Source organism: Maribacter caenipelagi (assembly GCF_004364175.1).
Taxonomy (GTDB): Bacteria; Bacteroidota; Bacteroidia; order Flavobacteriales; family Flavobacteriaceae; genus Maribacter; species Maribacter caenipelagi.
Map to the genome: position 1 here is coordinate 839,146 of NZ_SNZW01000011.1, position 14,383 is coordinate 853,528.

12 protein-coding genes are annotated in these 14,383 nt (G+C 34.7%); all 12 read left to right on the top strand.

What is annotated here, in order from left to right; all coding sequences use genetic code 11:
- The 12 genes from sov (at position 1) to DFQ03_RS04480 (ending at position 14,355) form a co-directional block, all read left to right on the top strand.
- Positions 1–7,185, top strand: coding sequence for a T9SS outer membrane translocon Sov/SprA (gene sov, locus DFQ03_RS04425; protein WP_394346253.1), 7,185 nt, complete (start codon positions 1–3; stop codon positions 7,183–7,185).
- 133 nt (positions 7,186–7,318) lie between these two features.
- Positions 7,319–7,699 (top strand): glycine cleavage system protein GcvH, encoded by a 381-nt coding sequence (gene gcvH, locus DFQ03_RS04430; protein WP_133671786.1) that lies wholly within the window; start codon positions 7,319–7,321, stop codon positions 7,697–7,699.
- 37 nt (positions 7,700–7,736) lie between these two features.
- Positions 7,737–8,084, top strand: coding sequence for a VanZ family protein (locus DFQ03_RS04435; RefSeq protein WP_208295885.1), 348 nt, complete (start codon positions 7,737–7,739; stop codon positions 8,082–8,084).
- A gap of 62 nt (positions 8,085–8,146) precedes the next feature.
- A complete protein-coding gene (locus DFQ03_RS04440) occupies positions 8,147–8,851 on the top strand; it encodes an energy transducer TonB (protein WP_073242381.1) in 705 nt (234 codons plus the stop codon).
- Positions 8,852–9,128: 277 nt separating this feature from the next.
- Complete coding sequence (gene cyoE / locus DFQ03_RS04445; RefSeq protein ID WP_133671788.1) at positions 9,129–10,031, top strand: heme o synthase; 903 nt, start codon at positions 9,129–9,131, stop codon at positions 10,029–10,031.
- Between the two features lie 2 nt (positions 10,032–10,033).
- A complete protein-coding gene (locus DFQ03_RS04450; protein ID WP_133671789.1) occupies positions 10,034–10,615 on the top strand; it encodes a cytochrome c oxidase subunit 3 in 582 nt (193 codons plus the stop codon).
- Between the two features lie 96 nt (positions 10,616–10,711).
- Positions 10,712–11,686, top strand: coding sequence for a cytochrome c oxidase subunit 3 (locus tag DFQ03_RS04455; RefSeq protein ID WP_133671790.1), 975 nt, complete (start codon positions 10,712–10,714; stop codon positions 11,684–11,686).
- 53 nt (positions 11,687–11,739) lie between these two features.
- Positions 11,740–12,123 (top strand): cytochrome C oxidase subunit IV family protein, encoded by a 384-nt coding sequence (locus DFQ03_RS04460; RefSeq protein WP_133671791.1) that lies wholly within the window; start codon positions 11,740–11,742, stop codon positions 12,121–12,123.
- Positions 12,124–12,248: 125 nt separating this feature from the next.
- Positions 12,249–12,878 (top strand): thioredoxin domain-containing protein, encoded by a 630-nt coding sequence (locus DFQ03_RS04465; protein ID WP_133671792.1) that lies wholly within the window; start codon positions 12,249–12,251, stop codon positions 12,876–12,878.
- A complete protein-coding gene (locus tag DFQ03_RS04470) occupies positions 12,878–13,609 on the top strand; it encodes an SCO family protein (RefSeq protein ID WP_133671793.1) in 732 nt (243 codons plus the stop codon). The genes DFQ03_RS04465 and DFQ03_RS04470 overlap by 1 nt, the downstream gene beginning before the upstream one ends.
- A gap of 4 nt (positions 13,610–13,613) precedes the next feature.
- Positions 13,614–14,147 (top strand): DUF420 domain-containing protein, encoded by a 534-nt coding sequence (locus DFQ03_RS04475; protein ID WP_133671794.1) that lies wholly within the window; start codon positions 13,614–13,616, stop codon positions 14,145–14,147.
- Positions 14,137–14,355, top strand: coding sequence for a hypothetical protein (locus DFQ03_RS04480; protein WP_133671795.1), 219 nt, complete (start codon positions 14,137–14,139; stop codon positions 14,353–14,355). The genes DFQ03_RS04475 and DFQ03_RS04480 overlap by 11 nt, the downstream gene beginning before the upstream one ends.
- Positions 14,356–14,383: the final 28 nt, after the last annotated feature.

Here is a 14,383-nt window from a genome sequence, read left to right on the forward strand (position 1 = left end):
TTGAAAAACGGGGTAACTAAATTTCTTAAAATTTCTTTTAAGTACATCTTTGTATTCTTTATGTTTTTGGGTTCCATAACAACTGTTGTGGCTCAAGAAACAGAAGAACAGGAAATTGATTCGGTAAAAACAGGATTTGATCTTGGTAGAATTCTAATTGAGAATCCTAAAAGTATTGTATCGAAGTACATATATGATCCCGAACTTGATCGTTATATTTATAATGAGAGTGTGGGCGATTTTAATATCGGTTACCCAATAATTCTAACACCAGATCAATATTTTAAATTAATCAGAGAAGAAGGAATTAAATCATATTTCAAAGAAAAATCTGATGCATATTCAGGTAAAAAAGAAGGTAGTGAAGAGGCTCGTAAAAACTTACTACCTAATTTCTATGTGAATAATGATTTCTTTTCTACCATTTTTGGTGGTAATACCATCGAGATAATTCCACAAGGATCTGTTGCGATGGATTTAGGTGTTATCTGGCAGAAAAATGATAATCCTTCTTTATCACCAAGAAACAGAACGAATCTTTCTTTCGATTTTGATCAACGTATTAGTCTTAGTATGTTAGGTCAAATAGGTGAGCGGCTACAAGTAACTGCAAACTATGATACCGAAGCCACTTTCGATTTTCAGAATATTGTAAAATTAGATTATACACCGACTGAAGATGATATTATTCAATCTATTGAGGTGGGTAATGTAAATATGCCTCTAAATAGTTCGCTTATTTCTGGCGCACAGAGTTTATTTGGTGTAAAAACGAAATTGCAGTTTGGTAAAACTTCTGTAACGGCTGTTTTTTCTGAGCAACGCTCGCAAAATAATACCGTAGTAGCGCAAGGTGGCGGTACTTTAAATGACTTTACATTAACGGCATTAGACTACGATGAAAATAGACACTTCTTCTTGGCGCAGTATTTTAGAGATAATTACGATGAAGCACTTTCTTCTTATCCATATATAAAAAGTCAGGTACAGATTACCCGTATAGAAGTTTGGATAACGAATAGAACACAACAAACATTAAATGTTCGTAATGTTGTGGCAATTCAAGATTTAGGTGAATCAGATATTACGAAGACTAGAGTTGGTCAAAATAACGGTAGTGGTGGCGGATTCTTTAATAGTCCTGCCGATTTAAGACCTAGAAACAATGCCAATGATTATGATCCGGCTTTAATACTTACCAATAACGGTGCATTAAATGATAATATTAGAGAAATCGCAACAGTAGAAAGCGGTTTCAATGCTGGTAGTTTTTCTGGAGGATATAATCCTAATCAAGGTTTTGATTATGCATATTTAGAAAATGCTAGAAAGTTAGAACAAGGTAGAGATTTTGATTTTAATACACAGTTAGGTTATATTTCATTAAACCAACGTTTAAGTAATGACGAAGTATTGGGTGTTGCTTATCAATATACATTTCAAGGTCAGGTGTACCAAGTTGGTGAATTTGCTAACGGAGGTATAGAAGCTACAACAGTTACGCAGACTGCAAACACAGTTATCGAGAATAACACCTTAATTCTTAAACTTCTTAAAAGTAATATTACCAATATCACTGATCCTATTTGGGATTTGATGATGAAGAACATTTATGCAACTGGTGCCTATAGTTTGAGTGAAGAAGATTTTAAGATGAATATTTTGTATTCTGATCCTACCTCAAGAAACTATATAACTCCTATTGAAGAAGGTCCCGGTTCTGGTTGGCCTGAAGGTTTAGAAGAAACGATTCTTTTAAATGTCTTTAACCTAGATAGATTAAATGTCTATAATGATATTCAACCCGGTGGTGATGGTTTCTTCGATTTTATAAGCGGACAAACTATAGATGTACAGAATGGTCGCATCATATTTACCAAAGTAGAACCATTTGGCGAGTATTTATATGAAAAGTTACAGAATGGTAACAGTGGTCAGTACGATGTTACTTCTGGCTATAATGCCAATCAAGAGCAGTATGTTTTTAGAGATATGTACTCTTTGACAAAAACAGCGGCACTACAAGATCCTGAAAAAAATAAATTCTTATTAAAAGGTTCGTACAAATCAGAAGGTAGTAATGGTATTTCTATTGGAGCATTTAACGTGCCCCAAGGTTCTGTTACGGTTACTGCAAATGGTAGAACTTTACAAGAGGGTATCGATTATACGGTAAACTATCAATCGGGTACGGTGCAAATTTTAGATCCTAGTTTAGAAGCTTCTAATGTACCTATCAATATATCGGTAGAGAATAATGCGGTATTCGGACAACAAACACGTCGTTTTACAGGTGTAAATGTTGAACATCAATTTAATGAAAAATTTGTTTTAGGTGGTACGTTGTTAAACTTGAACGAAAGACCATTAACTCAGAAATCAACGTACGGGGTAGAATCTGTAAACAATACAATATTCGGATTAAATACTAACTTCTCTACAGAAGTTCCTTTCTTGACCCGTATGGTAAATAAGTTGCCTAACATCGATACTGATGTGCCTTCTAATATATCCATTAGGGCAGAAATGGCGGCTTTGATACCGAGTTCGCCAAAGAATGCTGATTTTGAGGGTGAGACAACAACCTACTTAGATGATTTTGAAGGGGCGCAAGCATTAATAGATATTAGGGCTTCTCTTGGGTGGTCTCTTGCAAGTATGCCTTTAGAATTTGGTAATGGCGACCAACCATTTGGTAGTTCTCCCGAAGATTTAAATAACTTATTAAACGGTTATGGTCGAGCTAAGTTATCTTGGTATACTATTGATCCAATATTCTTTACCACACAAAGACCTGCAGAAATTAGTGATGATGATATTTCTACTAACGCAACTCGTAGGGTGTATATCGATGAAGTTTTTCCTGAGACAGATGTAGCTCAAGGTCAAACTCAAGTTCAATCTACTTTAGATATGGTGTATTATCCAGCTACTAAAGGTCCGTATAACAACAATCCAGATTTTGAAACTGAAGCTCCAACTGAAAAGTGGGGTGGTATGATGCGTTCATTAAGTAGTACAGATTTTGAGCAGAGTAATGTTGAATTCGTTCAGTTTTGGGTAATGGATCCTTATGTTGATGGTATTGCAAATGGAGCTGGTGAATTGGTGCTTAACCTTGGTAATATTTCTGAAGATATTTTACGCGATGGTAAAAAACAATACGAAAACGGATTACCAGGTGTAAATAGCAATGATTTTGTTTCGCCAACTACGTGGGGTGAAGTTCCTGCAACGCAATCATTAGTGTATGCTTTTGATGCCGATGAAAATAATAGAGGTTTACAAGATATTGGTTTTGATGGTTTAGATGATGTTCGTGAAGCTGATGTGTATAACAATAATAGTGGCGATGATCCTGCTTTAGATAACTATGGTTATTACTTAAATAGAGAAGGTAGTATTCTAGAGAGATATTTAGATTTTAATAACCCTCAAGGTAACTCACCGGTTACGGTAACCAATACGGATAGGGGTTCTACAACATTACCAGATGTAGAAGATGTTGATAGGGATTTAACCATGAATACGGTTAATAGTTATTATGAGTACCGTATTGCTATTAAGCCAAATACTACTATTAATGACGAGTATGTAACCGATATTATTGAAGGTACAGCAAGCGGAGATGTAAGAATACCTAATGGTGATGATGTAAACTACCGTTGGATTCAGTATAAAATTCCATTAAGTGATTTTAGTGATGCAGTTGGTGGTATTACAGATTTTAGGTCTATTAGTTTTATGCGTATGTATATGACAGGTTTTAATAGCCCCACTATATTACGTTTTGCTACTTTAGATTTAGTTAGGGGAGACTGGCGTACGTATACAAGTACTTTACAAGATAAAAATATAGATAGCGATCCGTCTGATGATGGTACTACGTTAGATGTAAATACGGTAAATATTGAAGAGAATAGTAGCAGAACGCCGATACCTTACGTATTGCCCCCAGGTGTTATTAGAGAGCAATTAAATAATAACAATACCATTATTCGACAGAATGAGCAATCTCTTTCGTTAACAGTGTCTAATCTAGAGTCTGAAGATTCGCGTGGAGTATTTAAAAATTTGAATGTTGATATTCGTCAATATGAGAAACTAAAAATGTTCATACATGCTGAAAAAATTATAGATAGTGATTATGCAGATACCTCTACACCATTAGTTGGGTTCTTGCGTATGGGTACAGATTTTACCCAAAACTATTATCAGATAGAATTACCGTTAGAATTTACGCCTTTTTCTGCTGTTGCAGATGATGAGGTTTGGCCAGAGAATAATGAACTGAATATTTTGCTTAGTGATTTAACGAAAGTAAAATCACAATGGATTGCCGATGGTGATCTAAGTGATGTTCGCTTCTTTGAAATTGAAAATGATGAAGTTATTCCTGTTGGTGAGTTTGATGTTCGTACGCCTGGTAGAGTTCGTATTGGTATTAAAGGTAATCCGTCTTTAGGTAGTATTCGTACTATGATGGTGGGTGTAAAAAATCAAGATATTTTACCGGCAAGAGGTGAGGTGTGGTTCAATGAACTTCGTCTTGCAGGATTGGATAATAATGGTGGTTGGGCTGCAATTGCGGCTGTTGATGGTAATATTGCAGATTTTGCCAATTTTAGTGCTACAGGTAGTAAAAGTACTTCTGGTTTTGGTTCTATAGATCAAATGCCAAATGAACGTGCCCGTGAAGATGCTGTTTCGTATGATGTTGTTACCAATGTTAATGTGGGGCAGTTGCTTCCTAAGAAATGGGGAATTCAGTTGCCGTTCAATTATGGTATATCGGAACAAATGATTACTCCGGAGTTTGATCCTGTGTATGATGATTTAAAATTAGAGGACAGAATTGCGGCAGAAGCTACCCAAGAGGGTAAAGATGATGTTTTGGAGCAGGCCGAAGATTATACTAAACGAACTAGCATCAACTTAATTGGGGTTCGTAAAGATCGAGGTAAAGAAGCTGATGCTAATTTCTACGATGTCGAAAACTTTACATTTAATTATAGCTACAACGAAACTGATCATAGAGATTTTGAAATTGCCGAGTTAAAGGAACAAAATGTGAATACCGGATTTGTTTATAATCACAGTTTTGAACCGGTTGAAGTTGCTCCGTTTGCTAAAAAAGATTCTCTTTTTACAGGTAAGTACTGGCAATGGTTAAAAGACTTGAACTTGAATTTATTGCCATCTAATATTGGTGTAACTTCTAATATAAACAGACAGTTTAATGCACAGCGTTTTAGAGATGTGTATACAGATGGTGAAGATAGAATTGAATTGCCAGAGTTGCAACAACGTAATTATTTATTCAATTGGCAATATGCGATCAACTACAATTTGACGAAATCGTTGAGATTGAATCTTACTGGTTCGAATAATAACATTGTTAGAAATTATTTAAACGAAGATGAGCCTTTAGAATCTGTAGATAGAATAAGAAATGAACTAGGTATGTGGGACGGCTTCTTTGATGTTGGTGAGCCAAATAGGCATTCTCAAGAAATGCAGTTGAATTATGAGGTGCCTTTTTCTAAGATACCTGCGTTAGACTTTATTAGTACACAATACTCGTATACCAGTAATTTTGATTGGCAAAGAGGTGGTGATGCATTGTTTGAAGTTGCCGGTGAATATATTAATACCGTACAGAACGCAAATACGCATACGATAACATCGTCTTTGACCATGCAAAAGTTCTATGATTTAATCGGACTTAAAAAGCGCGATGCTCCTAAGGCTTCTACTTCAGGACCAATACGTAGAGATAAATCGGGTGCATTATCAGAAGACCAAGAAAAAATCAAAGGTAAGACCAGCGATTTATTCAATACCGTAGTCGATATCGTTACTATGGTGAAACGAGTGAACTTGAACTATAGTGAGAATAATGGTACGGTGCTTCCTGGGTACACGCAATCTGTCGGATTCATTGGTACTACGAAACCTACGGTTGGTTTCTTGTTCGGTAGTCAGGCAGATGTTCGTTACGAAGCAGCAAGAAACGGTTGGCTTACTGGTTTTCAAGAATTTAACGAGCAGTTCATCCAAAGAACAAATAAACAGTTGAATATTACCGCAACTGCCCAACCAACAAAAGATATTACTATTGATTTAGTTGCAGACAGGCAATATTCTGACAGTTATCAAGAGAATTTTAATGTAGTTGATCAAGAGTATAACCTTCAGTTGGGGAACAACTATGGTAGTTTTAGTATTTCTACTATGATGATCGGTACTGCTTTTGGTAAGAGCGATGAATTTGATTCAAGTACTTTTCAAGAGTTTAAGGATAATCGAATTACGATAGCAAATAGGTTGATTTCTGATCGATCACAACCTGTAGGTGATTTAGATGAAGATGGTTTTCCACAATTATATGGTAAAACACAACAAGAGGTGTTGTTACCTGCTTTCTTTGCTGCATATACAGGGCAAGATGCTGAACGTGTAAATTTAGATACGTTTAGAGATATTCCAATACCAAACTGGAGTATTAAGTATACCGGTCTAATGAAGAGTAAGTGGTTTAAAAAGAAATTCAAACGTTTTTCCTTAAGTCATGGGTATCGTGCATCATATAGTATAAACTCGTACCAAACAAACTTAGAAAAGGTACAGTTAATTAGCGATGGCCAAGATGCTATAAATGCAGAGAACCTTGATATACTGCCAGATTTAATTTTAAACAATGTGGTGCTTACAGATCAGTTCAATCCCTTGGTTCGTGTAGATTTCGAAATGAAAAATTCTGTTAGTGTATTGGCAGAAGTTAGAACAGATAGAGCGTTATCATTAAGTTTCGATAATGATTTAATGACTGAAATCAATGGTAAAGAATATACGGTTGGTTTAGGGTACCGTTTTAAAGATGTAAAATTTGTAACTAATATAGGTGGTAACAAAACAAGGTTAAAGGGTGATTTAAACTTAAAAGCCGATGTAACCTTGCGAGATAATATTACTATTATCAGAAATTTAGACATTAATAACAATCAAATTACTTCTGGTCAGAATCTAATGTCGTTAAAGTTTACGGCTGATTACGCCTTAAGTAAAAACTTAAATGCATTGTTCTTTTATGATCATTCGTTCTCTCAATTTGCAGTCTCGACCGCTTTTCCACAAACAACTATTAATACCGGATTTACAATTCGTTACAATTTCGGAAACTAATAGGGCTGTTTAATAGGGGATAGGCTTAATAATTAGCTTCGCTTTTGATCAGATCATAACATTTGTAATTATTTTGATAACCTAAGTTGAAAACTTTACATTTGCCGAAGTAAAAAATTAATAAACGATTATAATGAATATACCAGCTGAATTAAAATATACAAAAGATCACGAGTGGGTTAAAATAGAAGGTGATGTTGCCACTGTAGGTATTACAGATTTTGCACAAGGTGAATTAGGTGATATTGTTTATGTAGAAGTAGATACGCTAGATGAAACGTTGGATCGAGAAGCTATTTTTGGTACAGTAGAAGCAGTGAAAACTGTTTCAGATTTATTCTCTCCTTTGTCTGGTGAAATTGTTGAATTCAACGAAGCACTAGAAGACGAGCCAGAAAAAGTAAATTCTGATCCTTATGGTGAAGGTTGGATGGTGAAAATTAAATTTAGCGATGCTAGCGAATTAGAAGATTTGTTAAGCGATGCTGCATATAAAGAGATTATAGGTGGTTAAAAACACTATTTATAAAGTACTTTTCATAAGCTGGATGATGTTTGTAACATTTTCCAGCTTATTTTCTTTTTCAGGAATTGGTACCTCAAGGTTCAATATTCCGCATATGGATAAGGCCGTTCATTTTACGTTCTATGGTGTAATGGTAGTGCTGGGTTATTTGGCGATACCTAAAAGTAGAGAACAGGGTATCGGCAACTCTAAGTTATTGTGGTACATTGTTTTATTCGCTGTGCTATACGGCATAATTATTGAAGTATTACAACATGTAGCTACCGCTGATAGACACGGGGATCTACTAGATGCCCTTGCAAATTCTACTGGAGCGATTGTAGGAATGTTGGCTGTAAGATTTTTATTTTTCCGGGTACCTTCGTTAAAATGAAAATTTTAGTTGCATTTTTATGGATTAATTAGTTAAATTAGCAATCACTAAATTGAATATATATGGAACCTAAAAAGAATCCAAAGGCGGATTTAACAAAGAACAGCAGTCTTTATTTCGTTATCGGTTTGTTCGTAGTAATGCTATTTACTTTTGTAGCATTTGAATGGAAAACGTATGATGAAGTAAATGATTATGATATTTCTATGAATGTGGATGATCTTTTAGATGAAGAGGTTCCAATGACAGAACAGATTAAAACTCCACCGCCTCCACCGCCGCCAGCTGCACCTGAAATTATTGAGGTTGTAGAAGATGAGGAAGAGGTTGAAGAAACTGTAATTGAGTCTACTGAAACTAGTCAAGAAGAAGAAATCGTTGAGGTTGACGATGTAGTTGTTGATGAAATCGAAGAAGATGTAGATGTACCTTTTGCTGTTATTGAAGATGTACCTGTTTTTCCAGGTTGTGAGAACGAGAGCGATAAAAGAGCTTGTTTTAACAAAATGATTCAAAAGCACATTGGTAAAAACTTCCGTTACCCAGAAATTGCCCAAGAAATGGGTGTTCAGGGTAGAGTAAGTGTAATGTTCGTAATTCAGAAAGATGGTAGTATCGGTAACGTTAGAATGCGTGGGCCAGATAAAAACTTAGAAAAAGAAGCTGCGAGAATTATCAGTAAATTACCGAAAATGACTCCTGGTAAGCAAAGAGGTAGAGCGGTACGTGTTCCTTTTAGTATTCCAATTAACTTTAAATTACAATAGTATTTATTTACTGTTTTAAACGATATAAAAATCCCGAGCAATTCGCTCGGGATTTTTTTTGCTTTAAACTTTTTCTATGCCTTTCTGCTAACATAATGCAAGAGTCGAAGATAGATGTTGAATGGTAAAAGCTATAAGGTGTATCGCTCTTTTATAAACCTTTCGATAGTTGTTTTTGAAGTTTAGATTTTAACGGAGTCAATAATACTAGAAATAAAGCTTTTAGGTTGCAGAAATATGACTTGGGGGTTATCTTTGCAGATCTATTTAAAAGAGTATGAAAACGGCTGTTGGTTCGGAAAAGGGAGGTGCATTCGCATTGATTTTTGCTGATTTTAAGGAGATTACCAAAGCAAGATTAGCTATTAGTGTCGTTTTTTCTTCCATAGCTGGTTATTTTTTAGGTGCTTACGAAATTCAATGGTTTCAAGTTTTGCTATTAGCATTTGGCGGGTACTGTATGGTAGGTGCGAGTAATGCATACAATCAGGTTATTGAAAAAGATTTAGACGCACTTATGAAGCGTACTAAGAATAGACCTATACCAGCGGGTCGTATGACGGTAAATACAGCAATGATCGTTGCAGTTGTTTTAACATTGTTCGGTATTTTGTCTTTATATCTTTTAAACCCTAAAACAGCCATGTTTGGGGCTATTTCTATATTTCTATACACTAGTGTATATACTCCCTTAAAAACAATAACGCCGCTTGCGGTATTTGTTGGGGCAATACCAGGAGCAATACCGTTTATGTTGGGTTGGGTAGCTGCCACTGATGATTTTGGTATAGAGCCTGGTACTTTATTTATGATTCAGTTTTTCTGGCAATTCCCTCATTTCTGGGCATTGGGTTGGATGTTGGATGATGACTATAAAGCTGGTGGATTTAAAATGTTACCGACAGGGAAGAAAGATGCAGCAACTATTCTGCAAATAATAATGTATACTATTTGGATGATGGCAGTTTCAATAATTCCGGTTTTTGGTTTAACAGGAAGATTACAATTATCAGTTGTTGCGGCAGTAATTATCTTTTTGATGGGTGCAGGTATGCTTGCTTTCGCTTTTCAGCTATATAGAAAAAGAGATAATGTTTCTGCAAGAAAATTAATGTTGGCAAGTGTCAGTTACATAACGCTGATGCAAATAGTTTACGTAATAGATAAATTTTTAGCTTAATTATGGATTTAACACAAGGTACGGAGCAGGAGAAAAAAGCTAGAGCAAAAAAGATGATGCTTTGGTTTGGTATTATCAGCTTACTAATGGGTTTTGCAGGTTGGACAAGTGCTTATATTGTAAGTAGCTCAAGAGAAGATTGGACAAGTGATATTGATTTGCCAAATGCTTTTCTGTATAGCACTATCATTATCATTATAAGTAGTATTAGTTATATGTTGGCTAAAAACGCAATTAAAAGTGGAGAAAATGCAACTGGTACTAAATGGCTATTGCTTACGTTAGGTTTAGGAGTGCTTTTTATTTTTCTGCAGTTCTCAGGTTTTTCGCAAATGGTTGCCGAAGGGTACTATTTTACAGGACCGACAAGTAGTATAAAAGTGTCTTATATTTTTCTGATTGCAATGGTGCATGTGGTACACGTTGTGGCGGGTATGATTTCTTTGTTGGTAGTACTATACAATCAAAACAGAGGAAAATATAGTAAAGAGAACTATTTAGGTGTTACCTTAGGGGCAACATTTTGGCATTTTTTAGATTTATTATGGGTCTATTTGGTGTTATTTATGTTCTTTGTGAAATAAAAAGTGAATCAAAGTTAGTTTTGGGTCAAATTGCGTTTTTAAATAGTTCAAAAAAATGTAAATTTGCTAAAGTTTTATTAAAACGATAATTAGTATATGAATTCTACGGTGACTACGGGAACGGAAACAAGCATATGGGATGGCGGCAATCAGCCTTTAGGAGCAAGCTACGGCAAATTAATGATGTGGTTTTTCCTTGTATCGGATGCGTTAACTTTCTCTGGATTTTTAGCAGCATACGGCTTTTCAAGATTTAAATTTATTGAAACATGGCCAATAGCGGACGAAGTGTTTACACACGTTCCTTTCTTTCATGGTAATTACCCCATGATCTATGTTGCACTTATGACCTTTATATTGATTATGTCATCTGTAACTATGGTTTTAGCAGTTGATGCTGGACATAAAATGAAAAAGAATGCAGTTACCTGGTATATGTTCGCTACAGTTATCGGCGGTATAATATTCGTTGGTTCTCAAGCTTGGGAGTGGGGTACTTTTATAAAAGGTGACCATGGAGCATTAGAAACTAAAGGTGGTAGAATATTACAATTCGTAAAAGCTGATACCGGTGAAAGAGCTTCTTTAGCTGATTTCGCTGCTTCTATACCAGATGATAGAATTATACACGAGAGAAAGAATGGTCTTTGGTTTTACCAAGAACCAACTTTAACTAGTGTTTCTCTAGAAGAGGTTGTTGAAGGTTTTAAAGCTGATTCTAATATTTTAATTAGAACAGAAGTAATCAACGAAGAAGGTGAGAAAACACTTTTAGATAGAAAAGCCTCATTGGCAAAATTGGCAGAAGCAACTCAAGTTGTAGAAGGTGCTAACTTGATTCATAATGAATATGGAAGTAGACTTTTTGCTGATTTCTTCTTCTTTATCACAGGTTTTCACGGTTTCCACGTATTCTCGGGTGTAGTAATTAATATTATCATTTTCTTTAATGTTGTTATAGGTACTTATGAGAGAAGAGGGCATTACGAAATGGTAGAGAAAGTTGGTTTGTATTGGCACTTTGTAGATTTAGTTTGGGTATTTGTATTTACCTTCTTCTACTTAGTATAATCCTTTTAAGAACAAACAGCATTACTGAAAATAGAATTTTAGATTAAAGCAAAATGGCAGACGGACATAAATTAGAAATTTTTAGAGGACTTGTAAAGTTCAAATCTAACACACAGAAAATCTGGGGAGTATTAGCTTTTTTAACTCTAATAACTGCGGTTGAAGTAGTATTGGGTATTATTAAGCCAGTTTCGTTAACTGATACTTATGTATTGGGTATGAAACTAATCAACTGGATCTTCATTATATTGACCTTAGTAAAAGCGTATTATATTGCTTGGGACTTTATGCACTTACGTGATGAAAAGTCTTCATTAAGAAGAGCTATAGTATGGACACCAATATTCTTGGTCATCTATTTAGTATTTATTCTTCTTGTAGAAGCCGATTATATTTACAACGTATATAAAGATGGATTTGTAAGTTGGAACTTCTAAGTTATAATTAACAGAATTAAGAGACGGTTTTATAACCGTCTTTTTTATTTTTGTATAGTTTGTATTTTAATGATTATCTCTATTGTAACTTGTTAAATGGTTTCAATAACTAGGCTTCCTGATTTATGAAAAAGACCTTTGTTCTTGTTGTCTTATTTGTGCTGCCGATTGTAGCATATTTATTCTTTGCTTCTGGAGTAACTAATTTTGGTAAGCTATCTCAGCTCACTAAAAATGTTCAAGAATTAAACTTTTCTGACCAAACGAAGTTTAAAGACAAAATTACCATTTTAGGCTTTTTAGGTTCTGATGTTGAAGGTAGAAAAGGTAATGCGTTCAATTTAAATCAGAAGATTTATAAACGCTTCTTTGAGTTTAAAGACTTCCAGTTTGTAATGGTCGTAGCTAACGATAAAAAAAATCAAGTTAATGCACTTAAAACAGAGCTAGCTACCTTAGCCAATAATGAAAAGTGGAATTTTGTATCTGCTGATGATACCCAAATTACCAATCTTTTTAAAAGCCTTAAAACCGATATCGTATTAGATGCCAATAACAGTACGCCTTATGTTTTTATTATAGATAAAGACTTAACGTTAAGAGGTAGGTCAGATGATGAGGATGATGGTACTAAATACGGTTTTAATTCCAACTCGGTTTCAGATTTAAATAATAAAATGGTAGACGATGTTAAAATCATTTTAGCGGAATATAGGCTTGCCTTAAAAAAGAATAATGCTGATCTAACTAAGTAATGAATAAGAAGTATACATACGTTTGGGTTTCATTAATTGTTCTGATTTTTGGCATTATTGTAGTGCCAAAAATAGTTGATCGATTGTCTTCTGGGTCGGTGGTTGAGAACGATCGGTTGAATGTTTCTGGAAAGAATAGTAGTGATAAGCTTGGCTATATATTGTTAGATGGTAAGCGTAGAAAAGTACCTGCTTTTGAGTTTATAAACCAAGATAGTGTTGTTGTTTCTAATAAAGATTATTTAGGTAAGGTCTATGTTGTAGATTTCTTTTTTACAAGATGCCCGAGTATCTGTCCAGTAATGACAACAAACTTAGTAAATGTACAAAAGCATTTTACAGATGCCGAGGACTTTGCGATAGCATCTTTTAGTATTACGCCAGAGTTTGATACACCACAGGTTTTAAGAGCTTATGAGGAGAAGTATGGTATTAATGATGCGAACTGGAATTTATTTACCGGTGATCATGATGCGGTATATGAATTGGCAAATGCAGGATTTAATATATTCGCTGCTGAAATGCCCGATGTTCCAGGCGGATTTGAGCATTCAGGTTTATTTGCCTTAGTAGATAAAGATGGTTATTTACGATCAAGAATAGATGACTTTGGTAACCCGATAGTTTATTATCGTGGTGCCATTCTAGAGGAAAAAGGAGTTAATGATCACGGTGAAACTGAAGAAATAGGTATTTTGAAAGTTGATATTCAAAAATTGTTAGAAGAATAAGGATATGCAAGGGAGTGTTAAGGACGAGAAAAAGTTTAATAAATTAATAGCAATTGTTTCTATTATTATACCAATTGTTGTGGCCATTCTATTTGGTGTTAAAATACCTAATGTTGAGCCGCTATCTTTTTTACCACCAATCTATGCCACAATAAATGGTTTGACTGCAGTACTACTATTGGCTGCTGTATGGGCCATTAAAAATTGCAAAGAAAAACTACATCAGAATTTAATGACGACCAATATTGCACTGTCTTTATTTTTCTTGGTAATGTATATAGCATATCATATGACATCAGATTCTACTAGTTTCGGTGGTGAAGGTGCTATTAAATATGTGTATTATTTTATATTGATTACACATATCATTCTGTCCATAGCTTTAATTCCTCTAGTATTAAGAACATATGCAAAGGCATATTTAAAGAAGTTCGATGAGCATAGGGCATTGGCTAAATATACATTTCCTATTTGGTTATATGTTGCCGTTACCGGTGTAGTAGTTTACTTAATGATATCTCCATATTATGCGTACTAAACAAATATTCTTATTAGTAATAGTAATGCTTCTGTTGCCTCCTATAGATGCAGAAGCGCAATGCGCAATGTGTAGAGCAGTTTTAGAAAGTGAATCTTCTGGAAAAGCTGCTGAAGGTATAAATAATGGCATCGTTTATTTGATGGCAATACCTTATGTTTTAGTAGCTGGTCTCTTTTATTTCATCTATAGAAAGATGAGGGCCTAAGCCTTTTCCTTATTTTTTTTACACAAAA

Bases quoted from the DNA above. Each gene is read 5' to 3' on its own strand.
- gcvH (WP_133671786.1), top strand. From the start codon at position 7,319: ATGAATATACCAGCTGAATTAAAATATACAAAAGATCACGAGTGGGTT.
- DFQ03_RS04435 (WP_208295885.1), top strand. From the start codon at position 7,737: ATGTTTGTAACATTTTCCAGCTTATTTTCTTTTTCAGGAATTGGTACC.
- DFQ03_RS04440 (WP_073242381.1), top strand. From the start codon at position 8,147: ATGGAACCTAAAAAGAATCCAAAGGCGGATTTAACAAAGAACAGCAGT.
- cyoE (WP_133671788.1), top strand. From the start codon at position 9,129: ATGAAAACGGCTGTTGGTTCGGAAAAGGGAGGTGCATTCGCATTGATT.
- DFQ03_RS04450 (WP_133671789.1), top strand. From the start codon at position 10,034: ATGGATTTAACACAAGGTACGGAGCAGGAGAAAAAAGCTAGAGCAAAA.
- DFQ03_RS04455 (WP_133671790.1), top strand. From the start codon at position 10,712: ATGAATTCTACGGTGACTACGGGAACGGAAACAAGCATATGGGATGGC.
- DFQ03_RS04460 (WP_133671791.1), top strand. From the start codon at position 11,740: ATGGCAGACGGACATAAATTAGAAATTTTTAGAGGACTTGTAAAGTTC.
- DFQ03_RS04465 (WP_133671792.1), top strand. From the start codon at position 12,249: ATGAAAAAGACCTTTGTTCTTGTTGTCTTATTTGTGCTGCCGATTGTA.
- DFQ03_RS04470 (WP_133671793.1), top strand. From the start codon at position 12,878: ATGAATAAGAAGTATACATACGTTTGGGTTTCATTAATTGTTCTGATT.
- DFQ03_RS04475 (WP_133671794.1), top strand. From the start codon at position 13,614: ATGCAAGGGAGTGTTAAGGACGAGAAAAAGTTTAATAAATTAATAGCA.
- DFQ03_RS04480 (WP_133671795.1), top strand. From the start codon at position 14,137: ATGCGTACTAAACAAATATTCTTATTAGTAATAGTAATGCTTCTGTTG.